This is a genomic window from Humibacter albus DSM 18994 (assembly GCF_000421825.1).
GTDB lineage: Bacteria > Actinomycetota > Actinomycetes > Actinomycetales > Microbacteriaceae > Humibacter > Humibacter albus.
The window spans coordinates 187,631-214,271 of sequence record NZ_ATXT01000014.1 but is presented as its reverse complement, the minus strand read 5'-3'; the positions used below and the strand labels follow the sequence as shown (position 1 = coordinate 214,271).

Here is a 26,641-nt window from a genome sequence, read left to right as displayed (position 1 = left end):
ATCCGGGGATCCGCGATCCCTGGTTGCGTGCCGCCCGCACAGGCGAAGATGGAGTCATGGATGCCGCCGCCCTCGCCGAGTTCCTTCGCCGCCGCCGTGCGGAGCTCGCCCCCGCCGATCTCGGCCTGTCGGAGGGTGCGCGGCGGCGCACGCCGGGGCTGCGGCGCGAGGAGGTCGCGCAGTTGGCGGCCATGTCCACCGACTACTACACGCGGCTCGAGCAGCAGCGCGGACCGCAGCCGAGCGAGCAGATGCTGGCCTCGCTGGCGCGGGCTCTGCGGCTGAGCCGCGACGAACGCGACTATCTGTATCGCATGGCGGGGCACGGCATCCCGGACCAGGTCTCGACGTCGGCGCACGTCGCTCCCGCGCTGCTGCGGGTGCTCGAGCGGCTGGACGACTCCCCCGCGCTCGTGCTCTCGAACCTCGGCGAGTCGCTGGTGCAGAACCGCATGGCGGACGCGCTCTTCGGCGACCGCACGGCGTTGACCGGCTGGGAGCGGAGCGATGTGTACCGGTGGTTCGCGCATCCCGAGAGCGAGCGGATGCTGTATCCGGCCGACGACCGCGACCGCCAGTCCCGTGCGCTGGTCGCCAATCTGCGGGTGGCGTACGGGGCGCTCGGCGAGCGATCGCGGGCGGGTGAGCTGGTGGCCGGGCTGCGTCGGGTGAGCGACGAGTTCGCGGCGATCTGGGAGCGGCACGAGGTGGCGCAACGGTTCGAGGACCACAAGACGCTCGTGCATCCGGAGGTGGGCGAGATCGAGCTGGACTGCCAGGTGCTCTTCACCGAGGACCAGGGACAGGCGCTGCTCGTGCTCACCGCATCGGGGAACGAGGCGGCCGAGAAGCTGCGGCTGCTGTCGGTGCTCGGTACGCAGGCGTTCACGCGGTGAGCGCCCCCGTGAGCACGCCTGTGCGCGAGCCCGTCTGGCGCAATCCGTCGTTCGTGCGGCTCTGGCTGGGCGAGACGCTCAGCCAGGCGGGTGAGCAGATCGGCACGTTCGCGATCCCGGTGCTCGCGGTGCTGGTGCTGGATGCCACGGCGCAGGAGGTCGGTCTGCTCAGCGCTGCAGAGACACTCGCGTTCCTCGTGATCGGGTTGCCGGTGGGCGCGTGGGTCGACCGCATGCGCAAGCGACGCGTCATGATGACCGCGGATGCGGTGCGTGCGCTGGCGCTGGCATCCATTCCGCTGCTCTGGTGGCTCGGCGCCTTGCAGATCTGGTACCTCTATGTGGTCGGGGCTGTGGTGGGCGGCGCGACCGTGTTCTTCGACGTGACGTACCAGAGCTATGTGCCGCGGCTCGTGCGGTCCCGGCAGGTCACCGCCGCGAACTCGGCGCTGGAGACGAGCTCGCAGGTGGCGCGTGTCGGCGGACCGGCGGCATCCGGTGGGCTTCTGGCGATCATGCCGGCGCCGATCGTGGTGCTGGCGACCTCGATCGGTTATCTGTTCTCGTTCGGTTTCGTGGCATCCATTCGGGATGATGAGCCGAAGCACGAACGATCTGAGCACGCCTCTCTCGTGCGCGAGATCGGGGAAGGGCTGGGATTCGTCTTCCGCAACCCTTTGCTGCGGCGAATCGTGATGATGACGGCATCCGCCAACTTCTTCGAGGGTTTCGTGACCACGTTGCTGTCGATCTTCGTGCTGCGCACCCTGGGGTTGTCGCCGGCCGTCTACGGTGTCGTGGGTGCGGTCGGAGCGGTGGGCGGCATCCTGGGTGCTGTTGCGGCGTCGACGCTGTCGCGGCGGATCGGCGAAGGGCGCATCATCGTGGTCGCGGCGCTCGTGGCCTCCACCGCTCCGTTCCTGATCCCGCTGACCTCGGTGTTCTCTGCTGCGGCGATTCCGCTGCTCATCGTGGGCGACTTCTTCTTCGTGTTCGCGGTCGTCGTCTACAACGTGGGGCAACTGTCGTTCCGGCAGCGCATCTGCCCTCCGCCGTTGCTCGGGCGCATGAACGCCTCGATCCGCTTCGTCGTCTGGGGTGTCATCCCGATCGGTGGTGTGATCACCGGTCTGCTGGGCGGATGGCTCGGTGTGGTGCCGACGATGTGGCTCGGCTGTCTGCTCGGGCTGCTCGCGTGCGGCATCGTGGTGTTCTCGCCGTTGCGCAGCATGCGGCAACTGCCGGAGGGTCTGGAGGACGTGCCGATCGACGAGGGGCGCCCCTAGCCCGCTCTTCCGGCACCGCACTTCCGGCACCCCACTCCCGGCACCCCACTTCCGGCACCCCACTTTCGGCACCCCACTTTCGGCACGGCGCCTGCGACCTACGCGCCGCTGCTAGCGTGGCCGCGTGGACGACGAAGCCTTCATCGAATACGTCGGGAACACCCTGGGCTCGTTGCCCGGCGTGGAGGCGGTTTCGCTCGGAGGTTCTCGAGCGGAGGGGACGAATCGTCCTGACAGCGACTGGGACTTCTCGATCTACTACCGAGGCGACTTCGATCCGCACACGCTGCGCGAACTCGGCTGGCCCGGTACCGTCGGTGAGCTCGGGAGTTGGAGCTCGGTATCGCACACCGTCTTCAACGGCGGAGCGTGGCTCACCATCGACGGTCGTGCGAGCGATGTGCATTACCGCGATCTGGATGTCGTCGAGCGCGTCATCGAGGATGCCACCGATGGCCGTTTCACCACCGAGCCGCTGTGGTTCCATCTCGCTCCCCTGCCGTCGTACCTCGTGATGGCGGAACTCGCGTCCAAGCGCGTGCTCGTCGGGACGCTCCCCGACGTGACATATCCGGGCGCGCTGAGACAGCACGCATCCGACGAGTGGTGGCGTCAGGCGGCGGCCGAGTTGGACTATGCGCGACGGTACCCTGCCGCGGCCGGGCGCCTCACCCAGTGCGTGGGCCTACTGGCGCGCGCGACGACGTGCACGGCGCATGCCGTGCTCGCTGCGCGTGGCATCTGGGTCACCAATGAGAAGCGCTTGTTCGCGCGCGCGGGCCTGAACGGCATTGATGAGCTCATCGCCACAGCGGAACCGGACCCCGCATCACTCATCGCCCTGGTCGATGATGTGCGCTCATACTGCGCCGAGAAGCTGCGGGCCGCGCGGGCGGAGGATTAAGCCTCGCCCGTCCGGTCCGTTCCTCTCTGCGCGCCTTCCTTGAGGTCGTCCAGTTCGATCTCCCGTCCAAGCACCCTTTCGGCAGCTCGGTGTCCCGAAAGCAGCGCGCCGTGCACGGTGGCGGCGTCTTCCGACCACGTCGCCTCGCCTGCGAGGTGCAGTACGCCGCCGATCGGTTCGGCGAGTCCGTCACGCTCCTCGTTGAGCACGCCGACAGGCAGATACGAGTACGACCCGAGTGCGAACGGATCCTGTCCCCAGCGGGTGATCCACGACCCTGTCGGGTCGGGGACGGCATCGCCGTACATCGTGCGGAGCGCTCCGAGCACGGATGCGGCGATCTCGGCATCGCCCATCTCCTCGACGCGTCTGCCCCACGGTCCGGCCGCGAACGTGAGGAGCATCGGCGTGCCGCTCACGACGGACACGTCGTACCAGGAGTGCCACGGCCATCCGCCGGCGCCGTGCAACCGGATGGCATAGACGTCGGGCTCCCAGAACCGTTCCGGGAATTGCAGGAACACCTTGTCGAAGACGCCCATGCCGACGCGGTCCACGAGGTCGGCGATCGGGGCGGGCAGCGCGGGCTCGAAGCGGATCGTTCCGGCTTTCAGGACGCCGAGCGGCACGGTGACGATCGCCTGCTCCGCTCGGAAGGTGGCATCCGCAGTGCGCACGGTGACCCCTGTGTCAACCCATTCGACCTCGTGCACGACCTGCCCGAGCCGTACGTCGAGACCGCGGGCGAGGGTTCGCGCGAACACGTCGTAGCCGTCGGGGAAGATCACCTCATCGCCGATGATGACGTCGTCGTCGAGACCGTGTGCATCGAGCTGGTCGATCCAGGCGCCGCACTGCTCCTCCACTCGGTGCATGTGGAACGAGCGAGCACGGTCGGCACGGTCGGAGGCAGCGTCGGCGGAGGCGACGGAGTCGGCGTCGGCGTCGGCGTCGGCGGAGTCTGCTCCCGAGGCGTCGCCACCCGGCGAGCTGCCTCCCGGCGATTCGAGACCGACAGCAGCAATGGCCCGGCCGACAACGGTGCCGTAAGTGTCGCCCGGCTGCGATGCTGCGATCGTGCTCAGCAGTGCTCCGTCGACGGCCGCGATGTCGTCGAGCCACTCGCGTTGGGCGGCGACATCCATCAACCGACCCGAAGCGTCGTGGTCCGCGATCGGGCGGCCACCAGCCTGGAAGCTGCCCACCGTGAACTCGGCGGTGCGCACTCCCAACGCCTCGACGAGCGGAACGAGCGGGTTCCCGTCGACGCCGTGGATCCATGACGCACCTCGGTCGACGCTGAAGCCCGCGCTGTGATCGGTCCAGGTTCGGCCCCCGACGCGGTCCCGAGCCTCCAGTACCACCACCCTCCGTCCCGCCTTGTTGAGCAGTGCGGCGGCTGTGATGCCCGCGATGCCGGCGCCGACGATGATCGCGTCGAACGGGTTTTCGTCGTCGTGCGCCGCGCCGTGTGCACCCTCGGGCTCGTCATCGTGTTCGCCATCGTGTTCGCCATCGTGTTCGCCATCGTGTTCGCCATCGTCCACGGCTTCAGTCTCGTGCACTGCACGGTCGCCGGCCAGCAGGGCCGTACTCATCGCGCCTCGCTCGCCGTACCGGGGTTCCCGCACGGGCTCATCGCACCGATCCAGGCGCTACTGGTTGCAACACCGCAGGTTCCGTACCGGCAGCTTCCACATCAGTGGCCTCCGCAGCCGTGGCTTCGGGCGTAGTCGGCACTCGGGCCACAGCTCCCATTCGTACAGCGGGCGCACTGGTGCGCACCGCACCGGTCGGACTCGTCCACCGCAACTCGCCGGCGACGCCGCTGGTCTGCTCGACGGTCCAGCCGACGACATGCTTCAGACGATGATGCTTTCGGCACAGGTGCGAGAGATTGTCGGCACTTGTCGTGCCGCCGTCCTCCCACGCGATCGTGTGGTCGAGGTCGCACGCGAGGGACCGCCGTCCGCAGCCGGGAAATCGACACGTTCCGTCTCTCAGCGCCAACCATCTTCGAAGCGCGGCGGGAACCTTGTAGGTCGTGCGGTCGACATCCAGTACCGTTCCGGTCACCGGATGAGTGAGGACCCTGGTCATCGACGGCGCATGGGCGACCAGGCGGCGCGCCATCTCCGGCGGGACCGGACCGTAACCATCCAGCTCGCCCGGTTCGTCGGACACTCCCGTCAGCGTCATCACCGGCACTGTCACGAGCACCTGCAGTGAGGGGATCACTCGGGTCGGTGCGGATCCGATCGGGGTTCCTCCGTCGCGAGTGCCGTCGATGAAGGCGCCCTCGCACTGAAGCGCCGAGAGAAAGCCGAGCTGGTCGGCCAGGATATCGGCACGCAATTGATCGAGATCGCGCTCGTCCATCACGCTCTCAGGCTGCCCGGGCACGCGCGTCGTGTCACGGCGATCGACGGCGATCGAGGTGATGTCATGCCAGAAGAGGGCCGCAGCGTCGGTGGGAATCAGAGCGTGGATCCACGACATGCCGTCATCGGCGGGCTCGACCCAGACGCGACGCTGCTCGCACGCGCGCTCGTGCCGAGTCGTCAGGGACTCGGGCGCGAACCGTTCACGCAGCCTGCGCGCGGCGCGCCGCGTCAGCCCGGTCGACTTCTCCGTGGCGACTTCGAGGATCGCGTGCTCGAACTCGGCGGCGACCGATTCGTCGGCCGGCTCACCGTCCACACCGACGAGGCCGGTGACCTCCTCGGCGATGAGCGACGCGTGTCCCATGCTGATCGAGCCATCGGCCAGGGCTGCGAAAGTGTCGTGACGGGAGAGGATGCCCACCGCCGTTGCGACATGACCGGCGATGGTGCGCTCAGAGATGTGCGTCGCCGTGGCCAGTTCGGCAACGGCCATTCGGTGAGCGAGTTCTCGACGGGAAGCCGGCGGTTCAGTGAGCCCGATGACAGCGTTCGCGTGCCGTTCCGCCCAGGTGTCGGCCTCGCCAAGAAGCGCCACCCGTCGCGCCTGCAGCCGCGCGAGATCGCGTTCGAGTGCTGCGAACCGGCTGGCCAGGCCGGTGAGCTCGGCAATCGCGATCTCTTCGAAGTCCATACCTTATGGTATCACGTATATTCGAAATGCTGTTCGATTAGAGGATCAAACATTCGTAGCTGTGTACTATTGACTGCCGCTCGGCCTGGGAGGGAAAGAACAGGCGGACGGGCATTGACCGCGGCCCTCGCGCTTGCATTCGTTGCGCGCTTCCGCCGCGGCGGCTGCTGCGGCGTCGGCTCCGGCTGCGACCGGGACCCGACCTCGCCTCGACCCCCGACCGCCGACCCCAGCCCTGGCCGCCGACCCCAGTCCGGACCGCCGACCCCAGTCCCGACCTCGAACCCGACCCCGACCTCGAACCCGACCTCGACCCCGACCTCGACCTCGACTCCGAACTCGACTCCGAACTCGACTCCGACCCTGACCTCGACCGACTGATCCTGCGCCAGCGACCTACTATGGATTCCATAGCGGTCTGCCCTCACGCGCCGTCGGCCTCCGATGCGAAGGCGATCGGACGGGAACTCCGAGAGGACTCCGAAGGGGTACTTCGAGAGGAACCCGATGGGAACTCCACGGGGACCCCCACACGAGACGGGAACCCGCACGAGTCGGGAATCCCACGGAAGACGGGAATCCCACAGAAGACGGGAACTCCCACAGAAGAGGGAATCAACAGGAGAGGAAGCACACATGCACGATCCCTCCGCCTGTCCGGCGTTCCACGACGCCGTCGAACTCATCGGCCGCCGCTGGAACGGGCTGATACTGCGCGAGTTGCTCGCCGGTCCGCGTCGGTTCTCGCAAGTGCGCGCGGGCATCCCCGGAATCACCGACGCCATGCTGTCGCAACGGCTCAAGGAGCTCGAAGCTGCCCGCCTGGTCAAGCGCACGGCATCGCCCGACGAGGCGACCGGCGACAGCACGACCCAGGCTCGCGCCGGAGGCACTCGGCCCCCAGGTGCCCGAACCGATCGCACTCCGCCAGCGGCTGCCCCGTCCGACGCCGCGCAGGCCATGCCTGCCCCGCCCGACCGCGCTCATTCCATGCCTGCCCTGTCCGACCGTGCTCAGGCCATGACTGCCCGAACCGCTGCTACTCCACCCGACGAGGACCGTACGAGCATCGCCGAGTCCGCGATCACCGGGCCCGCAACCGTCCGGCCCGCACCCACCCGACCCGGCACCACCGGCTACGCACTCACGACTGAGGGCCGCAGCCTCGCCCCGGTATTGGATGCCATTGCCCGCTGGAGCGTGGAATGGACCGCCGCACTGTCGGCTGCGATCACGACCGCCACGACAACCGGCGCGACAGAACCGCCGACGGTGGACCGGAGCGAGACGAACCCGACCACAGCGAACTCGAACAAGCCGGACCCGAACAAGACGAACCCGAACAAGACGAACCCGAACAAGACGAACCCGAACAAGACGAAGCAGGAGGCCGCGTGACCGACTCGGGGATCAGCGCCCACCAGGACATCAGCGCCCGCGAGGACATCAGCGCCCACAGGGACGTCGGCGCCCACACGCGCACCAGCGCGCGCACGCACATCGACGAGAGCGCGAACGCGACCGAGAGCACGAACGCGAACGCGAACGAGACCGAGAGCATGACCGACAGCATGAGCGAGAGCGGGAGCACCGGCATCCGCACCATCGGCATCCTCGGCGCCGGCAAACTCGGCACCGTGCTCGCCCGCCTGGCCGCCCAGGCCGGCTACCACGTGCTCGTGGCCGGATCCGGCGACCCTGCGAAGATCGCGCTCATCGTGGAGGTCCTGGTGCCGGGCGCACGAGCGGTGACGGCAGCCGAGGCTGCACGCGAAGCCGACGCCGTCATCCTGGCTCTGCCGCTCGGCAAACACGAGACGCTGCCGGTGGATGAGTTGCGCGGCAAGCTCGTGATCGACGCGATGAACTACTGGTGGGAGGTCGACGGAATACGCGACGACCTCAACGACCCGCGCACCTCGACGAGCGAGATCGTGCAACGCTTCTTGCGCACGTCGCGGGTGGTCAAGGCCTTCAACCACATGGGGTACCACGACCTCGACGAGGAGCCGAGACCGACCGGCGCTGCAGGACGCAAGGCGATAGCGATCGCCGGCGATGACGAACACGACCTGGATGCCGTCGCCTCCGTCGTCGACGCCCTCGGCTTCGATCCCGTGGTCGCAGGCCCGCTTGCCGAGGGCATCCGCATGGAGCCGAACACCGAGCTCTTCGGCGCGGATGTCGACGCCGACCAGGTGCGCTACCTGCTCTCCACCTTCCCCGACTCCGCACGCGGACGCGTCGTGGCCCGCGCACGCAGCGCCGCCGCCTGACACGCACTGCGCACTCCGGCACGGCGACCCTGGCATTGCGGCCCGACAGCGCGAGGCACGACGAGTCCGCGCCACGCGCTGACAGGCCTACCGGCTGTCGCCGTCACCGACGCGAGGGGAATGTGCGTCGGCGACGGCGGCGACCGTGATCTTAGACCCGCTGGACGAATCAGGTCGGATCAACCGATCAGACCGGCAGCGCCCATCCCAGTGAGAAGTTGAACGCCACGGCGATCATCAGGTACATCAGCCAGAGCCCGGTGACGAGGTGCCAGAAGCCGAGCGAGCGCTCGCCCCAGGCGCGGCCGATCGCGGCGAAGAAGTCCGACGCGTAGATCAGCGCAAGCCCGACGAACAGCAGCCCGACGGGCCAGTCACCAGCCACGAAGAACACGACGAGACCGACGACCGAGATGATGAAGAACGCCACGCACATTCCGGCGTTCGGCCGAGGATCATTGCCGCGATACCGGTTGTAGCCGATCGCGAACCAGTGGATGCCATATGCCGAGAACGCGAGAGCAGCCATGTACAGAGGCGGCTCTCTGAAGACCTGGAACCAGGTCATTCCGACGAACAGGATCACGCCGGTCACAAGCTGACAGAAACCGGGCAACCAAATGCCCCACACTCCGGTCGCTCGGTCGACACGTTCGTCGCGCTTCGGCCAGCCGATCAGTTCCTGTGGTCCGTAGATCAGGTAGCCGGTGCCCAGGCCGAAGAATCCGAGTGCCAGAGGCGGGAACAACGACACTGCGAAATGCATGGTGAACCTTCTTCTTTGACAGTTCCCCTCCACCCCATAGTGACCCCGTTCCCAGAAACCTTCAAGGGTTGGCCCTCGGCGCGTCCTGCCGCGGGTTCCGCGCACTCACGCGCCGGCGGCCCACCGTCATGCAGTGGGGAACGTCCACGGCAGGGATAACGCGGGAACGACCGCTCCCCTCGTCGCGCCCTCCGCGGGCACCACGAGCAGGCCGTCCGCATCGCCGAGTCCGCGGAGCACGGCGGCGCCGCGGCGAGCAATCTGCACGGCGCCATCGACCGTGAGCACGTAGGGCAGCATCCGCGCCCGGCCGCGACCGTCATGCACGTCTTCGGCGAGTCGCACCGCACTCGGCTGCGGCAGCGGAACGCACCGCAGACCGGCCACGAGCGGCGTCAGCAGCACGGTCGCACCGACGAACGCGGCAAGCGGCGTGCCCGGCAGCGCAACGATGAGCCGACCGTCCGGCATGCGCACCAGCAGGCTCGGCGAACCCGGTCGCATGCAGACGCCGTCGATGACAAACTCGGCACCGGCGTCTCGCAGCACACCGCGGAGGTCGTCGGACTGGGAGCGACCGATGCCGCCGACGGTGATCGTGACCTTTTCGGCTCCGGTGGGGTCCCGCGTGGGATCGGCCGTGGGACCGGCCGCGGAGTTGGCGCCAGCATCCCCGGCGGCATCGCGGATGCGGCCCTCGCCGTGCAATGCCCGTCGCAGCGCCTGTCGGTCGTCCGCGACGTGACGCGGCGTGCTCGAGCGAAGCCCGAGCATCCGGAACAGGGCCGGCAGCCGTCCTTCGAGCGCCTCCGAGACGTCGCCGACCAGCAGGATGTCCGCACCCGGCACCGCCGCGACGGTCACCTCGTCGTACCCGCAGATCGACGCTGCCACGACCTGCGCCGGGTTGAGCACGGTTCCGGCCTGCAGCAGCAGTGCGCCGGCCCGCGCGTCTTCGCCCGCGAGTCGGATGTCTGCGCCGTGTTCCGGTCCGCCACCCGGCTCGCCGAAGGACGCAGAGAGGATGCTCCCGCGCACCTCCCCGCGCTCGCGCCGCAGCACCGCACTCGCGCCAGACGGAACGGGGTCACCCGTCGCAACCGGTGCGGCCTCGCCGTCATGGAGCAGGCCCGCGGTCGGTCCGCCGGTGGCCGCACCCTCGGCATCCGGATCTGCGACCGCGTCGGCAGGTTCGGCTTCCGCGGCAGCGTCGGCTTCGGCCTCGGCCTCCGCGATCGCGTCACCCAGAACGCGCCACGGGCCCCGACCCCTCACCGCCCACCCGTCCATGGCGCTCGACGGCGCCGACGGCACGTCCGTCTTCGCCATAAGGTCCGTCGCCAGCACTCGTCCGATCGCCTCATCGAGCGGGACCGTTTCGGCGGCGGGGCGCCGGCCGGCGAGCGCCCGAGCCGTCTCGTGGGCTACGGAACGGGCGTCGGTCCACTCGGCGCGGGCACGGGCATCCTCTCGCATGCGCTCAGCGTACGACCCGCGGTTCGGCGTCATCTCGTTCGGCGCCATCGCCGGGCCGCGCCGCTAACCTCGGGAGAGAAGGGCCCCGGGGCCGGGGCGGAAACGAGGGCGAGGAGCATGCCGTGACGCAGACGCTTCATCGCGCGGGCGGGTCGCAGCACGTGCTCCGCCTGCCGTCGACGGGCATGCCGGTGGACTTGCTCGGTCGTCGGCTCACGGACCTGCGCATCTCGGTCACAGACCGGTGCAACTTTCGTTGCGTTTACTGCATGCCGCGCGAGATCTTCGGCCGCGACTACGCATTCCTGCCGCGTGACGAGTTGCTCACGTTCGAAGAGATCGAGCGCGTCGTGCGCGCCGGCATGCGTCTCGGCGTGCACAAAGTACGCCTCACCGGTGGGGAGCCGCTGCTGCGCAAGGGCATCGAGGAGCTGGTCGGCATGCTGGCGGCGCTGCGCACGCCGAGCGGCGATCCGCTCGATATCGCACTCACGACGAACGGATCGGCGCTCGCCGTCAAGGCCGAGGCGCTCAAGGCGGCCGGCCTGAACCGGGTCACCGTCTCGGTCGACTCGCTCGACGACGAGACGTTCCGGCGCATGAACGACGTCGGGTTCCCGCTCGAGCGCGTGCTGCACGGACTCGACGCCGCTCACGAGGCGGGCCTCGGTCCGATCAAGATCAACATGGTCGTCAAGCGCGGCCAGAACGACGACGACGTGCTCGCGATGGCCGAGCATTTCCGAGGGACCGGCTACGTGCTGCGCTTCATCGAGTTCATGGATGTCGGCACGACGAACGGCTGGAAGCTCGACGAGGTCGTCCCCTCGCGCGAGATCGTCGAGCGCATCGCCGCCGTGCACCCGATCGAGCCCGTGGCCCCGACGGCTCCCGGCGAGACCGCCGCGCGCTGGCGATACCTCGACGGGGAGGGCGAGATCGGGGTCATCTCGTCGGTGACGCAGCCATTCTGCTCCAGCTGCAACCGTGCGCGGCTCTCGACCGAAGGGCAGCTCTACACCTGCTTGTTCGCGGACCACGGCACGGACCTGCGCGCACTGCTCCGCGGCGGAGCCGACGACGATTCGCTCACCGATGCGATCGCAGGCGTCTGGTCCGCCCGCGACGACCGCTACTCGGAGCTGCGCTCCTCGGCGACCCCGGACATCCGATCTCGCCGCAAGAAGATCGAGATGTCGTACATCGGCGGATGAGCGAACGTCTTGCGCGATCGGGGACACACGCGTATCCCTGAAATGTGGGCAGGTGAATCATGGGCAGAGTCACGACTCGACGCCGAGTCGCCCGACTGACGCTCGGCGCTGGCATCTCCCGGCGAGAAGACACCCTCGTGGTCGAGGAACCCCTCGAGATCCGCGTGGGCGGTCGCTCGCTCGCGGTCACGATGCGAACGCCGGGGCACGACGTCGAACTGGCGGCCGGCTTTCTGGTCTCCGAGGGTGTCGTCACCCGCGGCGACGAGTTCGCCGCGGCACGATACTGCGCGGGCGATGCCGGAGACGGCAACACATACAACGTGCTCGACGTCACGTTGGCGCCCGGCGTGGCGCCGCCCGCCCCGGCGCTGGCACGCGAGTTCTTCACGACGAGCTCGTGCGGCATCTGCGGCAAGGCCAGCATCGATGCAGTGCGCACGCAGTCCTCGTTCAACGTGCGCGACGACAGCCTGCGCGTCTCCACCGAGACGCTCGTGAGCCTGCCCGATCGGCTGCGCGCCGCCCAAGACGTGTTCGAGAAGACCGGCGGCCTGCACGCCGCCGGTCTGTACAGCGCGAAAGACGACGAGCTGCTCGTCGTGCGTGAGGATGTCGGCAGGCACAACGCGGTCGACAAGGTCGTCGGCTGGGCGCTCACGCACGACCTGCTGCCCGCCACCGGAACCGTGCTCATGGTGTCCGGTCGGGCGAGCTTCGAGTTGACTCAGAAGGCCATCATGGCCGGGATCCCGATGCTCGCAGCCGTCTCGGCCCCCTCCTCCCTCGCCGTCGAACTCGCCATCGACGCCGGCATGAGCCTCGTCGGCTTTCTGCGGGGAGAGTCGATGGTCGTGTACTCCGGCGCCCAGCGCGTCGAACAACAGCCCGCCGATCAGCACCGCGCGGAAGGAAGTGCAGCATGACGATCCACGAAGCCCCGAACGAGCGCAAGACCGAGCGCAAGGTCGACGACGTCGAGCACATCGAGATCTCGCATCCCAAGCACTGGGCGGCCGGCATCCCCGGCATCGTGCACTCGGTCGGCCCCGCCGTGCGCGAGATGGGAGCGGGGCGAGCCGCGAAGCTCCTCACGTCGATGAACCACAAGGACGGGTTCGACTGCATGAGCTGCGCCTGGCCGGATCCGTCGCACCGCAAGGTCGCGGAGTTCTGCGAGAACGGGGCCAAGGCCGTCACCTGGGAGGCGACACCGGTCACCGTGCCCAGCTCGTTCTGGGCGGAGCATCCGATCCCCGTGCTGCTGGAGAAGTCGGAGTACTGGCTGGGCATGCAGGGACGCCTCGTCGAGCCCGTCTACAAGCCGGCGGACAGCGACACGTATCGACCGATCGGCTGGGACGAAGCGTTCCGCCTCGTCTCCGACAGACTGCGGTCGCTGGAGAGCCCCGACCAGGCCGCGTTCTACACGAGCGGCCGCACCTCGAACGAGGCGGCGTTCACGTACCAGCTGTTCGCCCGCGCGTTCGGCACCAACAACCTGCCCGACTGCTCGAACATGTGCCACGAGTCCACGGGGGCCGCACTCGGCGAGGTGATCGGCGTCGGCAAGTGCACCGTGACCTACGACGACTTCGCCAAGGCCGACCTGATCGTGATCATGGGCCAGAACCCCGGCACGAACCACCCGCGCATGCTGACCGCACTCGAAGAGGCGAAGGAGGCCGGCGCGAAGATCGTCGCCGTGAACCCGCTGCCCGAGGCGGGGCTGATGCGGTACAAGAACCCGCAGAAGGTCAGCGGCTGGATCGGCGAGGGCACCGGCCTCGCCGACGACTTTCTGCAGATCAGGCTCGGTGGCGACGGCGCGCTCATGCAGGCCGTGGCGAAGCGCGTGCTCGAGGCGGAGGAGGCCGCTCCCGGCACGGTGCTCGACCGGGACTTCATCGACTCGTATTGCCAGGGGTTCGACGAATTCGCCGAGAGCCTGCGCACGCTGAAGGAGTCGGACGTACTGCGCTCGACAGGACTCACCAGCGGCGAGATCGGCAAGTTCGCCGACCGGTACATCAAGGCGGACCGCGTGATCATCACGTGGGCGATGGGACTCACGCAGCACAAGCGCGCGGTGCCGACGATCAAAGACATCATGAACCTGCTGTTCCTGCGCGGGAACATCGGCAAGCCCGGCGCCGGAGCATCCCCGATCCGCGGGCACAGCAACGTGCAGGGCGACCGCACGATGGGCATCTGGGAGAAGATGCCGCCCGCGTTCCTCGACAAGCTGCAGCACGAGTTCCGGTTCGATCCGCCGCGAGTCAACGGCGTGGACAGTGTGGACGCCATCCGCGCGCTCACCGAGGGACGCATCAAGGTGTGGTTCGCTCTCGGCGGCAACCTGGTGGCGGCCATCTCCGACACCAAGGCCGCCGAGAAGGCGATGCAGTCCGCCGAGATGACGGTGCAGGTGTCGACGAAGCTGAACCGGTCGCACGCGGTGGTCGGGCGCGAAGCCCTCATTCTGCCGACGATGGGGCGCACGGAGATCGACATGCAGGCATCCGGCGAGCAGTTCATCTCGGTGGAGGACACCGTGTGCGCCGTGCACCCCTCCTGGGGCAAGGTCGACCCGATCTCGCCGAACCTGCTCTCGGAGATCTCGATCATCACCAGGCTCGCGCGCGCCACGCTCGGCGACAAGGTCGACGTGGACTGGGCGGGGTTCGAGCGGGACTACGACCGCATCCGCGACCACATCGCGCACGTCTGCGCCGGTTGCGACGACTACAACCGCAAGATCCGTCAGGACGGCGGATTCGTTCTTCCACACGGACCCCGTGACTCCCGCACATTCCCGACCGACACCGGCAAGGCGAAGTTCACGGTCAACGAGCTGCAGTACATCCAGTGCCCGCCCGGACGTCTGCTGATGCAGACGATGCGGGCGCACGACCAGTTCAACACGACGATCTACAGCCTGAACGATCGCTACCGCGGGGTGAAGCGGGGTCGCGACGTGATCTTCGTCAACCCGCTCGACATCGCGGAGCTGGGACTGACGGACGGCCAGCGTGTGGATGTCCACAGCGAGTTCAGCGACGGAGTCGACCGGGTCATCCGATCGTTCAAGCTCGTGGCGTACCCGACCGCGCGCGGTTGCGCGGCAGCGTATTTCCCCGAGGCGAATCCGCTGGTCCCGCTCGGCTTCACGGCCGAGGTGAGCAACACGCCGGCATCGAAATCCGTCGTGATCCGCATCGAACCGGCGGCGATCGGCGTCGCGGCCTGAGTCTGACTCAGGCGTCGAGGACCGGCACCGCCCCCGTCGTGGTCGGCTCGATCACCGGGTCCGGCTTGCCGCGTGTGTAGAACAGCGAGACGACGACGGCGGCCAGGCCGACGCATCCGGCGACCGTGAAGGCCAGACGGATGCCCGCGGCGTCCGGCAGCCCCGAAGAGTGCGTGCTGGCGAGTGACGCGACCGCGACGAACACCGCACTGCCCAGAGCGCCGCCGACCTGCTGCAACGTGGTCATCAGCGCGCTGCCGTGCGAGTAGAGGTCACCGGGCAGGGCTCCGAGCGCGTCGGTCATCAGCGGCGTCATCATCGTGCCCAGCGAGAACATCAGCAGCACGTCGCATCCGATCACGGCGATCAGCGGCGCTGCGGATCCGAGCAGGGCGAACAGGAACAGTGCCGCCGCCATGCCGACGGCACCTGGGACGAGCAGCGCCTTGGCGCCCACCCTGTCGTAGAGCGAACCGACGGGGCGCGAGATCGCCGCCATCACGAGACCGCCGGGCAGGAGCGCGAGGCCGGCCTGAAGGGTGTCGTAACCGAGCACGTTCTGCAGGTACATCGGCAGCAGCACGGCTCCTGCCCCGAGCAGAGCGAGGAAGACCAGCACGGAGAGGATCAAGGCCATGCGATAGCGACCGTGATTCAGGGTGCGCAGGTCGAGCAACGGCTTGTCGCTGCGCTCGAGCCGGCGCTGGCGCCAGACGAAGAGCACGAGGGCGATCACACCGACCGACACGGTGAGCCACGGCGGCAGCGGGCCCCCCGGCTGGCCGAAGCTGGAGAGGCCGTAGACGAGGCCGGCGAAGCCGATCGCCGAGAGGACCACCGAAGCGATGTCGAGCGGAACCCGCTTGATCTCGCTGGGCACACGCAGCCAGACGAGCGCGATCACCAGCATCGCCAGCGCGAGGATCAGCACCAGCCAGAACATCCACCGCCAGCCCAGTCCGGCCAGGATCGCGCCGCCTACGGTGGGGCCGATCGCCGGCGCCACGCCGATCACGATCGAGATGGTGCCCATCATCGCGCCGCGGCGGTTCGCCGGCACCAGTCGCATCACCGTGGTCATCACGAGCGGGATCATCACCGCGGTGCCGCAGGCCTGCACGATGCGGCCGACGAGCAGTGTGGGGAAGCTCACGGCGAGCGCTGCGAGCACGGTGCCGACGGCGAAAGACCCCACCGCGAACAGATAGATCGGCCGCGCACGGAAACGCTCCAGGAGGAATCCCGTCGTCGGGATCACGACCGCCATCGTGATGAGGAACCCGCTCACCAGCCACTGCACGGTCGAGGCAGTGACGCCCATCGTGGTGGCCAGGTCGGGCAACGCGATGGAGACGATCGTCTCGTTCAGGATCATGACGAACGCCGTCACCACCATCACACCGATGATGAGCATCGGACGCGCCGCGGCGACCTCGGGCTTCGCGGCCCGGTTCCGGTCCTGATCGACAGTCTTCGTCACACGTCCTCTTTCTGTTGGCGCCACCGGCGCGCACACGATCACCGGAACATCGGGGTTCAACTCCGGAGTGCGCGGATACATTCCGATCCACCATCGGATTCGTGCGATAGCCCCGGGCATCCCGACGTCGAGCCCACGGCCGCGGGCCTACCCTGGAAGGAACATGGCACATCTTCTCGGGGCCGAGGCCCTCCACCTCGAATACCCGACCAAGGTCGTCTTCGACTCCGTGTCGCTCGGCGTGAACGAAGGCGATCGCATCGGCATCGTCGGCCGCAACGGCGACGGCAAGTCGAGCCTGCTCGGCATGCTCGCCGGACGGCGCGAACCGGACGCCGGAAGGGTGACCGTGCGCGGAGGCGTTCGGGTGGGCGTGCTCGATCAGGACGACGTGCTCGACGACGACGAGATCGTTTCGCGCATCGTGGTCGGTGACGTGCCCGAGCACGAGTGGGCCGGCGACGCACGCGTACGCGACGTGATCGCGGGGCTGCTGACGGACATCCCGTGGGATGCGGTGATCGGCTCGCTGAGTGGCGGCCAGCGTCGCCGGGTGGCCCTGGCCGCCCTGCTCGCCGGCGACTGGGACGTGCTGGCACTCGACGAGCCCACCAACCACCTCGACGTGGAAGCCATCACCTGGCTCGCGACACATCTGAAGCGGCGCTGGAGCCAGAGCGCGGGCGGCCTGCTCGTCGTGACGCACGACAGGTGGTTCCTCGATGAGATCTGCACCGCCACCTGGGAGGTGCACGACCGCCTCGTCGAGCCGTTCGACGGAGGGTATGCGGCGTACATCCTGCAACGCGTGGAGCGTGACCGCATGGCGGCGGCCAGCGAGGCGAAGCGGCAGAATCTGGCACGCAAGGAGCTCGCGTGGCTTCGCCGCGGCGCCCCGGCCCGCACCTCGAAGCCGAAATTCCGCATCGACGCGGCCAACGCGCTGATCGAGAACGAACCACCGATCCGCGACGCCGTCTCGCTGAAGGCTCTGGCGGTCTCGCGGCTGGGCAAGGAGGTCGTCGATCTCGTCGACGCGTCGGTGAGCTACCCGGCGCCGGATCCCGGCGGCGCGCCGGTACCGGTGCTGCGCGACGTGCAGTGGCGCATCGCACCGGGCGAGCGCACCGGCATCCTGGGCGTGAACGGCGCGGGCAAGTCGACGCTGCTCGGCCTGGTCGCGGGAACGCTGCAGCCGAGCGGCGGACGCGTCAAGCACGGCAAGACGGTCAAGGTCGCCTCACTCAGCCAGCGCATGGACGAGCTCGAGGAGCACCTGAACGACCCGGTACGCGTGGTGATCGGGCGGCTGCGCACGACCTACACGGTCGGTTCCGGGTCAAAGGCGCAGGAGCTCACGCCCGGGCAGATGCTGGAGCGGCTCGGATTCAGCTCGGTGCAGCTCTCGACACCGGTGAAAGACCTCTCCGGCGGGCAGAAGCGACGGCTGCAGCTGCTGCTCATCTTGCTCGACCAGCCGAACGTGCTCATCCTCGACGAGCCCACCAACGACCTCGACACCGACATGCTCGCGGCCATGGAGGATCTGCTCGACACCTGGCCGGGCACGCTCATCGTCGTCTCGCACGACAGATACTTCATCGAACGGGTGACCGACCAGCAGTACGCCATCCTGCAGCACCGGCTGCGCCACCTGCCGGGAGGCGTGGAGGAGTACCTGAAGCTGCGCAGCGCTGAGGATGCCGCGGTGCCGACGAGCGCGGCCCTGCCGGCTGAGGAGGGCATGCAGTCGCTCAGCGGTGCTGATCGCCGGACGGCCGAGAAGGAGATCTCCTCGATCGAGCGACGCCTGACGAAGCTGGAGACGATGGCGAAAGGCGTGCACGAGCGTCTCGCCGCGCACGACCAGAGCGACTACCAGGGACTGCAGAAGCTCGGCGACGAACTGCGCGGGATCGAGGACGAGAGCGCGGGCCTCGAGGAGCGCTGGCTCCAGCTGTCGGACGCTCTGGAGGGGTAGTCGCAGCGGAGTCGTCAGCGCGGCGTCTCGGCTCCCAGCCGGTGCCCGATGCGGCGATACAACTCGCGGGAGGATGCCCGAAGCCGGGCAGCTCGGTCGGCGTCACCCGCGAGCTCTGCCGCGTCAGCGCGAATCGCACGACTCCGCGCGATCTCGACGAGGTCGCCGGTCGCCTCGGCCACCTCTTCGGCGGCGGCGGCGCGATGGACTGCACCGTCGGCATCCCCCACCTGCAGCAGGATCTCGGCGAGCGTGTTGCCGGCGTCGGTCTCCAGCAGCGGCGATCCCGTGCGCACGCCGTCGGCCAGCACAGCCTCGACGACCGGTACCGCTCCTGCCGCGTCGCCGTCGGCCGCGCTCAGGCGCGCCGACAACAGCGTGAGCTCGCTCGAGGCCGAGTACTCCCCTGCCGCCGACGCAGCGGCCTCGGCGGTGGCGAGCCTCTTCCGCGCCAACTGCATGTCATCGGCAGCCTCGGCGGCGAGCGCGAGCACCGTGTGCACGTGCGGCACCGGCTTCTCGCCCGCGTGCGCCTTCAGCCAGGCCAACTCGGACTCGGCTTCGTCGAACCTGCCCATCGAGATGTACAGCAGCGCGCGATTGGTGCGCACGATGCTGATGTTCAAGGCGTCGTTCACCCGCTCCGCGATCGCGAGTGCCCGCGCGTACCCCTTCTCGGCCTCCGCGTAGCGCGCCACGATGCGCAGGGTGTCCGCGAGGTTTCCCCGCGCTCGCCCCTCCACGAAAGGGTCGCCGCCCGCCTTCGCCGCCGTGGCCGCCTGGCGGTACGCGCGCAATGCCTCATCGAAACGACTCATGCGCCGGTGCACGCTGCCGATCTGATTCCAGGTGCGGGCGAAAGCGGACCCCGATGCAACCCGGCGCACACGGTTCAGGATCATGAGCGCTTCGTCGTACCGGCCGAGCTTCTCGGCGCACACCGCCACGTTGAGGGCGAGCTCGGGCACGAGTTCCAACGCCGACGCCCGTGATGCGAGCTCGTGCAGGCGCAAGGCCTCCGCCCACATCGACCACTCCGCCAGCGCGGGGTAGGCCGCGAGCGCGACACGCTCCACGACGTCGTCCAGTTCGTGCTCGGACGCCGCGGCGGCGACGGCGAACACCGTCGCGTATTCCCGCGCGGCGTACTCGGGATCGCTCTCCAGTGCGGCCAGGATCCTCGCGCCCGCACGCTCGGCCACCGCACGCCGGGCGGAGACGGGGAGGGATGCCCGTGCCTCCTCGCGCACGAACGCGAACACCGTGGCGTGCATGCCCACCCGCTCCTCGTCGACGGTCACCAGGTGGCGTGCGGCCAGGCGCGCCAGCGCGGCATCCGCGTGCGGAAAGACCGCCCGCAGCACGGCGACGTCGACCTCGCGATCGAACAGCGCGGCGACGCGGAGCACTTCCGCGTCCGTGGGGTCGAGTGCGGCCAGCGCGGCGTGAAGGGCGGGGCGCATGCGTGAGGATGCCGGCTCGCGCTCGAAGCGGTCCGCCAGGTCGTCGAGACTCCAACCCGGGCTGGCGCCGACCGTGGCCGCGAGCATCACGAGATCGAGCGGGAGGCCGCCGGCAACACGAACCAGCCGCGCGAGCGCGGGCTCGTCGCGCGGGGCATGCAGGAGCGCGCTCAGCAGTGCGCGTGCGTCGTCGTCCGCCAGCGGGGGGACCGTCACCCGGTGCACTGCCAGGCCGGAGAGACCCGGCTGGTCCTCCAGTCCGTCGAGCGGTGCGTGCGCCGTGATCACGTAGCGCACACCGGGAACGACGAGAGCGGAGACGAGGGCGGAATCGGCGGCATCCTCGAGCACGACGGTCCTGTCGCGGCCCTCGAGCGCGAGCCGCTCGCGCAGCCGTGCGAGTTCGTAGGGGACGGAGCGGTACCCGAGCGCACCCAGCATTCGGCGCAGCACCTCGACCGGGTCCGCGACGCGACCACCGAGGTGCGAAGCACGCAGCTGCACCGTGAGCGTTTCACCCTGCGCCAGCACGGAGGCGACGGAACTCGTACCCACGCCGGGCAGACCGGTGAGCACCACGACGGGCGCCTGCGGGATGCCCGCCACCAGCCGCTCGCGCCCGATCACGCCGTGCGCGTCGCGGCTGGCGGCCGTGACCTCTACGTGTACCGCCGCACGGTCGCCGTTGAGCTCGCGGGCGCGGTCCCGCAAGGCCGTCGCCTCGGGCTCCGGCATACCGAGGGCGCGGGCGATGTCGCCCACGAGCGCGTCGTCGAGACGACGACGCCCGCGTCGGAAGCAGTCGTAGACGGTCACCTTCGCCGGTTCGACGCCCCCGCGGAGTGCGCCGATCCGCCGCGCGATCTCAGCGTACGAGGGCGATCCGGCGGCCGCACGCAGTGTACCGAGGTGGGCGCTCAGCTCGTCGAGATTGCGCGGAACTGTCGCACGAACGGGCACCCGTCAAGCCTAGGGCGTGCCCACGAAACTCGTCGCTGCGCGCGTGCCACGAGGTCCGTTCGGGATCGTTCGGACCCCGGTCGTCCCCTTGCGTCCCCACCGTAGGCTCCCGGCAGGCGATCCCCTGCCGCGAAAGGACACAGGCACCAATGACGACCCGAGAAGAGATCACTGCCAAGCTCGACGACTTCGCCTTCCAGAAGAAGAACTTCGGCGGGTTCATGATGAACAAGCGAGCCAAGACCTCGCACGCCCTCTGGACGTCGACGAGCGACAAGGGCGTCACCGAACTGTCGCTTCTGACGACTCGCGACTACGGCGACGACAACGTCTACGACGTGGCCGCGTTCACGCTCGACGGCGTCGTGCCCGGCGAGGTGCTCGCGCAACTGGCGCCCGAGGCGGAACGGCTCGCCGACGTCGCGAACCTGCGCGCGAACGGCTACACGTATTCCTCGCTGGAGGCGTGGGACGGCGGCGGCAGGACTTGGATCAAGGACAAGCCCGCTTTCCGCGACCTGTCGCGGCCGGAGCACGGCGTGTACGTCATTCCGATCCAGCGCCTGACCGCGAGCCGCGAGCCGCACTGGCTGGCATGGGTGCGGGTGGACGGCGAGCTGAGCATCGGCGTCGTCTACCAGCCCTGATGACGGTCACCGCGTCATCCCCTTCGCTGCGCGGCGGCGGGAAGACCGTCGTCGTGGCGGCGCTCGGCTACTTCGTCGTCGCGGCAGCGGTCGCCTTCTACCTGCTCCCCGTGGGCTTCGAACTCGCCGGGATCGCGCTGCTGGCGTCTCAGGTCGCGGTGCTGCTGGTGGGAGCGGCCCTGGTCTTCTACGTCGCCACCACCGTGCGCCGCGCGGATGGCATGCGCGCGGCGCTCCTGCACATCGCCGCCGCACTCGGCTGGGAGTATCTCGACGACGTGAGCGACCGGATCTGGGGCGGGTCGATCGACGAGCAGATCCCCCGCACGCGCCGCCGATCCACGGCGTACCTAGATGCCCGCGGCACGGCTCTCCCGTTCGACTCCGCCGCGCGAACGTTCACGGTGGGCAGCGGCGACGGCGCGAGGACGTACGCGACCCGAGCCGTGCGCATCCCCTTGCAGGCGGAAGCGCCACGCATCGTCCTGCGCTCGCGCGCCGGCCACGGTGCGCTCTCGGCGCTGCCCCGCACCCCGAATTCGGTGCGCGAGCTGCGGCTGGAGGGCAACTTCAGCGACGTATTCCAGGTGTCCGTCCCGGCCGGCTACGAGCGGGACGCCCTGTATCTGCTCACGCCCGACCTGATGGTGATCCTGCTGGATCACGCCGCCGACCTCGATCTGGAGATCGTCGACGGCACTCTGCACGTGTACCTGCCCTCGGAAGACCTCACGAAGCAGGACCGGCTCGAGCAGTTCGTCATGGTGATCGCCGCGCTGCACGAGCGCTTCGGCCGCCGCACGCTGCTCTACCGCGACGAAGACGCGCCCGCGCTCGCGCCGCGCTCGCCCCGGCGCCCGGGTGACACCCTGTCCGCCGCTGCACGCACAGTGCCGACGCGCAGCCGCGTGATGCCCGTACTGCTCGCCGTTACCGTGCCGTTCGTGCCGCTCGCGGTCGGCGTCGCGCTCATGAGCCTCGTGTGACTGAGCCTGGTGTGACTGAGCCTCGTGTGGCCAGGGCGTAGCCTCCGGCGAGCGCGGCAGCCAGCACCGCCAGCCCGGCGACCAGCCCCACCGTCGCGCCCCAGCCTGCCACCGCGAAGACGAGGCCGCCGAACCAGCCGATCAGACTCGAGCCCAGATAGTAGAAGAGGTTGTAGAGCGACGCGGCCTGCGCCCGTCCGACTGCCGCTCGCGCGCCGACCCAGCCTGACGCGATCGCGTGCGCGCCGAAGAAGCCGGCCGTGAAGACGACGAGTCCGACGATCACCAGCACCAGCGAGCCGAAGAGCGTGATCAGCACCCCGACCACCATGACCGCGATCGAGACCAGCAGCACGCGGGCGCGCCCGAACGCGCGCGCCGCTCCCCCGGCCTGCCGTGAGGAATAGGTGCCCGCCAGATAGGCGAGGAACAGCAGCGACACCGCGAACGCGTTCAACTCGAACGGGGGCTGCTCCAGGCGGAACGCGAGGTAGTTGTACACCGTCACGAATCCGCCCATGAGCAGGAATGCCTGCGCGAACAGCACGAGCATGCCGGCCGAGCGCAGATTCGCCCAGGCCGCCTTCGCCACCCAGCGCAGCGTCGCCTGCGGTGACCGCCCGCCGCCGCGCGGCACGGGAGCGATCAACACGAAGCCGGCGGTCGCCGCGGCGCACAGCAGCACGACCGCACCGACGCCGACGCGCCAGCCGGCGAGCTCGGCGAACGGCGCGGCCAGGATGCGCCCGACCAGCCCGCCGACGGTCGTGCCCGACACGTAGGTGGCCGCCGCCACCACCGTGTGCGCGGGACGCACCTCGTCGTGCAGGTAGGCGATCGCGAGCGCAGGCACCCCGCCGAGCGCGAGCCCCTGCAGCACACGCAGCACCAGGATGCCCGTGAACTCCGGCATCACGACGCCCACCGCGCCGAAGACCACGGCGGCAATCAGCGCGAGACGCATGGCGGGCAGGCATCCGATGCGCCCCGCGAGCCAGGACCACGGGAGCACGCCGACGGCGAGGCCGATCGTGGCAGCCGAGATGAGCAGGGCGGATTGCGCCGCCGAGACCTGGAGATCCCGTGCCACGAGCGGAAGTATTCCCTGCGGGGAATACAGCTGCGCGAACGTCGCGATACCGACGAAGCCGAGTGCCACCAGGATGCGGCAGTACTCCGGACTACCGCGATCGTGGCCGCGCCAGGCAGGGTTCGGGCCACTCGAGGAGACCGCGTCGCTCACCCCATCAGCCGTCCAGGGGCATCACGCGGGCCCCGTGCACCGGAGCGGAGACGCGCACCGCGCGGAGCATCGCCGCACTCAGGGCGATCTGCAGGTCGATCGCGGACTCCCGGTCTTCGGCGAGGAACGCGACGGTCGGCCCCGACCCGGAGACCAGCCCCGCGAGGGCTCCCGCGCGCTCCCCCAACTCGAGCACGTCGGAGAGCGCGTCCGAGAGGTGGATCGCCGGCGCCTGCAGGTCGTTCGCCAGAGTCTCCGCGAGCAGCGACGGGTCGCCCGCGCGCAAGGCCTGCAACAGCTCCGTGCTCACCGACGGATGCTCGTCCACCTCGGGCAGGTCGCCCGCGTGGCGCAGGCGGTGGGCATCCAGCTCGCGATACACCGCAGGGGTCGACAGCTCACCCCGGGGCAGCACGAGCACCCACTCGAAGCGGCCCTGCGTCAGCACCGGGCTGAGCTCGTCGCCGCGTCCGAGACCGATCGCCGTGCCTCCGGCCAGTGCGAACGGGACGTCGGCGCCGAGCTCCGCCGCGAGCTCATGCAGCTGGTCGCGAGTGAGTCCCGCATTCCACAACGCATCGCACGCGACCAGGGTGGCCGCGGCATCCGCCGAGCCGCCGCCCATACCTCCCGCGATCGGCACGGACTTCTCGATCTCGATGCGCACGCCCGCCGAGACGCCGGCGGCGTCGGCAACCAGCCGCGCGGCGCGCACCGCGATGTTGCGGTCGTCGGTGGGCAGCGCCGAGCAGTCGATCGGGCCGCTGAAGCTCAGCGACACCGTGTCGGACGGCCATACGCGCACGTCCTCGTAGAGCGACACTGCCTGATAGACGGAGGCGACCGAGTGGTACCCGTCCTCGCCCACGGCGCCGACGCCGAGATAGAGGTTCACCTTGCCGGGGGCGCGGGCGTGCACGGGCAGGCCTTGGCTCGCGGTCATCATGAATACCAACCTACGTGGTCAGACCCGGCGCGCCGTCACCCGACGACACGGCCGAGCGCGACGAAGTCGTCGACCGTGAGCTCCTCGCCGCGGGCGGTCGGCGGCAGTCCCGCGGACTCGAGCGCAGCCGACGCTTCCTGCGCACTGCCGAAGACTCCGGCCAGCGACTGCCGCAGCATCTTGCGTCGCTGCCCGAATGCGGCATCCACGATGCGGAACACGCGCGAGCGCAGCTCGTCGTCGCCCGGATGCTCGTGCTTGCTGAACCCGACAAGGATCGAGTCCACGTTCGGCACCGGCCAGAACACCTGACGCGAGACCTGCCCCACGGTGCGCCACGACCCGTACCAGGCCGCCTTCACGCTCGGCGCTCCGTACACCTTCGACCCGGGCGCCGCCGCGATGCGCCGGCCCACCTCGGCCTGCACCATCACGACGCCGGCGACCAGGGACGGGAGCGTCTGCAGCAGGTGCAGGAGCACCGGCACCGAGACGTTGTACGGCAGGTTCGCCACGAGGCGGTGCGGGGCGAGCGGGAGGGCATCCAGGCCCAAGGCATCCTCGTGCACGACGGTGAGCCGGTCGGATGCCTCGGGCGCGAGCTGCTCGACGGTCACGGGCAGCTGCGCCGCCAGCCGCCCGTCGATCTCCACCGCCACCACCCGGGCGCCCGTCTCCAGCAGACCGAGTGTGAGCGAGCCGAGGCCGGGACCGACCTCGAGCACGACGTCCCCAGCCGACACCTGCCCCACGCGCACGATGCGCCGCACCGTGTTCGCGTCGATGACGAAGTTCTGGCCGAGCTTCTTCGTGGGTGTCACGTCGAGGAGCTCCGCGAGCTCGCGGATCTCCGCCGGGCCGAGCAGCTGCATCAGGCGATGATCCCGATCGGCTCGGTCGGCGGCGCCTGCACCGGCTCCGCGTCCCATTTGCCGTACACCAGCTCGGTGTTCGAGACGAGCTGCGCCGCCAGCACTGACGGGTCCGTGCCGATGGTCTCGGCCATCGACCGCACCGTGTGCGGAATGAGGTAAGGCGCATTCGGACGGCCGCGGAACGGCGTCGGCGTGAGGTAGGGCGCGTCGGTCTCCACCATCAGCAGGGCGCGCGGGGCGAGCTGCAGCGCATCGCGCAGATTCTGCGCGTTCTTGAACGTGACGGTGCCCGAGAACGACATGAACCAGCCGTGGGCCGCGCACACCTCGGCGAGATCGGGACCGCCGGAGAAGCAGTGGAACACGACCTTCTCGGGGGCGCCGACGCGCATCAGCGTGGCTATCACGTCGGCGTGCGCGTCACGGTCGTGGATCTGCAGCGCGAGGTCGTGCCGCTTGGCCATCTCGATGTGCGCTTCGAACGAGCGGAACTGCGCCGCTCTGCCGTTCTCGTCGGTGCGGAAGAAGTCGAGCCCCGTCTCGCCGATCGCCCGCACTCGGGGACGCGAGGCGAGTGAGTCGATGACGCCGAGGGCGTCGTCCAGCTCGCCCGCGGCATCCAACTCGGGAGCATCGTTCGGGTGGATGGCCACGGCCGCCAGCATGCGCGGCTCGATCGCGGCGGTCTCGGCCGCCCACACCGAGGAGGCGACGTCGGTGCCGACCTGCACGACGCCGCGCACCCCGACACTGGACGCCCGATCGAGCTGCTCCCGGTACTCCAGTGCCAGGCCGTCCTCGATCCGTCCCGGGCGCGCCGACGGATCGATGTGCGTGTGGTTGTCGTACACCGGCACCGTGAGCGGTGTCGGAAGCGGCGGGTAGGTCGGATCGCTGGGCATGGGCTTTCGCGTCTC

General features: G+C 69.3%; 21 protein-coding genes. 11 read left to right on the top strand and 10 right to left on the bottom strand.

What is annotated here, in order from left to right; all coding sequences use genetic code 11:
* The first annotated feature begins 56 nt into the window (after positions 1-56).
* From H623_RS0108420 to H623_RS0108410, 3 genes are all read left to right on the top strand, one after another.
* Positions 57-896: a helix-turn-helix transcriptional regulator gene (locus tag H623_RS0108420; protein WP_022900502.1), complete on the top strand. Its 840-nt coding sequence runs from the start codon at positions 57-59 to the stop codon at positions 894-896.
* On the top strand, positions 893-2,182 hold the full coding sequence (locus H623_RS0108415; protein ID WP_051143159.1) for an MFS transporter: 1,290 nt from the start codon (positions 893-895) through the stop codon (positions 2,180-2,182). Before H623_RS0108420 ends, H623_RS0108415 begins: the two co-directional genes overlap by 4 nt.
* Before the next feature lie 124 nt (positions 2,183-2,306).
* Positions 2,307-3,086: a nucleotidyltransferase domain-containing protein gene (locus H623_RS0108410; protein WP_022900500.1), complete on the top strand. Its 780-nt coding sequence runs from the start codon at positions 2,307-2,309 to the stop codon at positions 3,084-3,086.
* Here the strand turns inward: H623_RS0108410 and H623_RS18695 are convergent.
* Complete coding sequence (locus H623_RS18695) at positions 3,083-4,684, bottom strand: flavin monoamine oxidase family protein (RefSeq protein WP_022900499.1); 1,602 nt, start codon at positions 4,682-4,684, stop codon at positions 3,083-3,085. The genes H623_RS0108410 and H623_RS18695 overlap by 4 nt on opposite strands.
* Before the next feature lie 37 nt (positions 4,685-4,721).
* Positions 4,722-6,161 (bottom strand): HNH endonuclease signature motif containing protein, encoded by a 1,440-nt coding sequence (locus H623_RS18690; RefSeq protein WP_022900498.1) that lies wholly within the window; start codon positions 6,159-6,161, stop codon positions 4,722-4,724.
* Positions 6,162-6,797: 636 nt separating this feature from the next.
* Here H623_RS18690 and H623_RS22060 point away from each other — a divergent pair.
* Together H623_RS22060 and H623_RS0108390 are read left to right on the top strand one after the other, a co-directional pair.
* On the top strand, positions 6,798-7,559 hold the full coding sequence (locus tag H623_RS22060) for a winged helix-turn-helix transcriptional regulator (protein ID WP_022900497.1): 762 nt from the start codon (positions 6,798-6,800) through the stop codon (positions 7,557-7,559).
* Positions 7,556-8,437 carry an NADPH-dependent F420 reductase gene (locus H623_RS0108390; RefSeq protein ID WP_022900496.1) on the top strand — a complete coding sequence of 294 codons (882 nt, stop codon included), beginning with the start codon at positions 7,556-7,558 and terminating at the stop codon, positions 8,435-8,437. Before H623_RS22060 ends, H623_RS0108390 begins: the two co-directional genes overlap by 4 nt.
* A 187-nt stretch (positions 8,438-8,624) precedes the next feature.
* Here H623_RS0108390 and H623_RS0108385 read toward each other — a convergent pair whose 3' ends face one another.
* Together H623_RS0108385 and H623_RS18680 are read right to left on the bottom strand one after the other, a co-directional pair.
* A complete protein-coding gene (locus H623_RS0108385) occupies positions 8,625-9,203 on the bottom strand; it encodes a hypothetical protein (RefSeq protein ID WP_022900495.1) in 579 nt (192 codons plus the stop codon).
* Positions 9,204-9,329: 126 nt separating this feature from the next.
* A complete protein-coding gene (locus H623_RS18680) occupies positions 9,330-10,679 on the bottom strand; it encodes a molybdopterin-binding domain-containing protein (RefSeq protein ID WP_084485851.1) in 1,350 nt (449 codons plus the stop codon).
* Between the two features lie 122 nt (positions 10,680-10,801).
* Here H623_RS18680 and moaA point away from each other — a divergent pair, with 122 nt between their 5' ends.
* The 3 genes from moaA to H623_RS18670 are packed head-to-tail and all read left to right on the top strand — an operon-like array spanning position 10,802 to position 15,143.
* Positions 10,802-11,893, top strand: a complete 1,092-nt coding sequence (gene moaA, locus H623_RS0108375; RefSeq protein WP_022900493.1) for a GTP 3',8-cyclase MoaA — start codon at positions 10,802-10,804, stop codon at positions 11,891-11,893.
* Positions 11,894-11,952: 59 nt separating this feature from the next.
* Positions 11,953-12,819, top strand: a complete 867-nt coding sequence (gene fdhD, locus H623_RS0108370) for a formate dehydrogenase accessory sulfurtransferase FdhD (RefSeq protein WP_022900492.1) — start codon at positions 11,953-11,955, stop codon at positions 12,817-12,819.
* On the top strand, positions 12,816-15,143 hold the full coding sequence (locus tag H623_RS18670) for an FdhF/YdeP family oxidoreductase (protein ID WP_022900491.1): 2,328 nt from the start codon (positions 12,816-12,818) through the stop codon (positions 15,141-15,143). Before fdhD ends, H623_RS18670 begins: the two co-directional genes overlap by 4 nt.
* A gap of 7 nt (positions 15,144-15,150) precedes the next feature.
* Here H623_RS18670 and H623_RS18665 read toward each other — a convergent pair whose 3' ends face one another.
* Entirely contained in the window at positions 15,151-16,623 is a 1,473-nt protein-coding gene (locus tag H623_RS18665) for an MDR family MFS transporter (protein ID WP_022900490.1), read from the bottom strand.
* Between the two features lie 163 nt (positions 16,624-16,786).
* Here H623_RS18665 and H623_RS0108355 point away from each other — a divergent pair, with 163 nt between their 5' ends.
* Positions 16,787-18,604 carry an ABC-F family ATP-binding cassette domain-containing protein gene (locus H623_RS0108355; RefSeq protein WP_022900489.1) on the top strand — a complete coding sequence of 606 codons (1,818 nt, stop codon included), beginning with the start codon at positions 16,787-16,789 and terminating at the stop codon, positions 18,602-18,604.
* A gap of 14 nt (positions 18,605-18,618) precedes the next feature.
* On the opposite strand, the gene H623_RS0108350 is transcribed toward H623_RS0108355, so the two are convergent.
* The gene (locus H623_RS0108350) at positions 18,619-21,027 is read right to left on the bottom strand and encodes a tetratricopeptide repeat protein (RefSeq protein ID WP_022900488.1); all 2,409 of its coding nucleotides are present in this window, start codon (positions 21,025-21,027) and stop codon (positions 18,619-18,621) included.
* 149 nt (positions 21,028-21,176) lie between these two features.
* On the opposite strand from H623_RS0108350, the gene H623_RS0108345 reads away from it, so the two are divergent.
* Positions 21,177-21,674, top strand: coding sequence for a hypothetical protein (locus H623_RS0108345; protein WP_022900487.1), 498 nt, complete (start codon positions 21,177-21,179; stop codon positions 21,672-21,674).
* Positions 21,674-22,660 carry a hypothetical protein gene (locus H623_RS0108340; protein ID WP_022900486.1) on the top strand — a complete coding sequence of 329 codons (987 nt, stop codon included), beginning with the start codon at positions 21,674-21,676 and terminating at the stop codon, positions 22,658-22,660. Before H623_RS0108345 ends, H623_RS0108340 begins: the two co-directional genes overlap by 1 nt.
* Here H623_RS0108340 and H623_RS0108335 read toward each other — a convergent pair.
* Genes H623_RS0108335 through H623_RS18660 form a run of 4 tightly spaced genes read right to left on the bottom strand, consistent with a single transcriptional unit; the run spans position 22,644 to position 26,626 of the window.
* Positions 22,644-23,903 carry an MFS transporter gene (locus H623_RS0108335; RefSeq protein WP_022900485.1) on the bottom strand — a complete coding sequence of 420 codons (1,260 nt, stop codon included), beginning with the start codon at positions 23,901-23,903 and terminating at the stop codon, positions 22,644-22,646. The two genes, H623_RS0108340 and H623_RS0108335, sit on opposite strands and share 17 nt — an antisense overlap.
* Positions 23,904-23,907: 4 nt before the next feature.
* Positions 23,908-24,849 (bottom strand): 4-(cytidine 5'-diphospho)-2-C-methyl-D-erythritol kinase, encoded by a 942-nt coding sequence (locus H623_RS0108330; protein ID WP_022900484.1) that lies wholly within the window; start codon positions 24,847-24,849, stop codon positions 23,908-23,910.
* Positions 24,850-24,884: 35 nt separating this feature from the next.
* The gene (gene rsmA / locus H623_RS0108325; RefSeq protein WP_033371683.1) at positions 24,885-25,721 is read right to left on the bottom strand and encodes a 16S rRNA (adenine(1518)-N(6)/adenine(1519)-N(6))-dimethyltransferase RsmA; all 837 of its coding nucleotides are present in this window, start codon (positions 25,719-25,721) and stop codon (positions 24,885-24,887) included.
* A complete protein-coding gene (locus H623_RS18660) occupies positions 25,721-26,626 on the bottom strand; it encodes a TatD family hydrolase (RefSeq protein WP_022900482.1) in 906 nt (301 codons plus the stop codon). Before H623_RS18660 ends, rsmA begins: the two co-directional genes overlap by 1 nt.
* Between the last annotated feature and the right edge of the window lie 15 nt (positions 26,627-26,641).

Coding starts and splice junctions, on each gene's coding strand:
- H623_RS18695 (WP_022900499.1), bottom strand. CDS start 4,684: ATGAGTACGGCCCTGCTGGCCGGCGACCGTGCAGTGCACGAGACTGAA.
- rsmA (WP_033371683.1), bottom strand. CDS start 25,721: ATGCAGCTGCTCGGCCCGGCGGAGATCCGCGAGCTCGCGGAGCTCCTC.
- H623_RS0108340 (WP_022900486.1), top strand. CDS start 21,674: ATGACGGTCACCGCGTCATCCCCTTCGCTGCGCGGCGGCGGGAAGACC.
- H623_RS0108420 (WP_022900502.1), top strand. CDS start 57: ATGGATGCCGCCGCCCTCGCCGAGTTCCTTCGCCGCCGCCGTGCGGAG.
- H623_RS18670 (WP_022900491.1), top strand. CDS start 12,816: ATGACGATCCACGAAGCCCCGAACGAGCGCAAGACCGAGCGCAAGGTC.
- H623_RS0108330 (WP_022900484.1), bottom strand. CDS start 24,849: ATGATGACCGCGAGCCAAGGCCTGCCCGTGCACGCCCGCGCCCCCGGC.
- H623_RS0108355 (WP_022900489.1), top strand. CDS start 16,787: ATGGCACATCTTCTCGGGGCCGAGGCCCTCCACCTCGAATACCCGACC.
- H623_RS22060 (WP_022900497.1), top strand. CDS start 6,798: ATGCACGATCCCTCCGCCTGTCCGGCGTTCCACGACGCCGTCGAACTC.
- H623_RS18690 (WP_022900498.1), bottom strand. CDS start 6,161: ATGGACTTCGAAGAGATCGCGATTGCCGAGCTCACCGGCCTGGCCAGC.
- H623_RS0108345 (WP_022900487.1), top strand. CDS start 21,177: ATGACGACCCGAGAAGAGATCACTGCCAAGCTCGACGACTTCGCCTTC.
- H623_RS0108385 (WP_022900495.1), bottom strand. CDS start 9,203: ATGCATTTCGCAGTGTCGTTGTTCCCGCCTCTGGCACTCGGATTCTTC.
- H623_RS18680 (WP_084485851.1), bottom strand. CDS start 10,679: ATGCGAGAGGATGCCCGTGCCCGCGCCGAGTGGACCGACGCCCGTTCC.
- H623_RS18660 (WP_022900482.1), bottom strand. CDS start 26,626: ATGCCCAGCGATCCGACCTACCCGCCGCTTCCGACACCGCTCACGGTG.
- fdhD (WP_022900492.1), top strand. CDS start 11,953: ATGGGCAGAGTCACGACTCGACGCCGAGTCGCCCGACTGACGCTCGGC.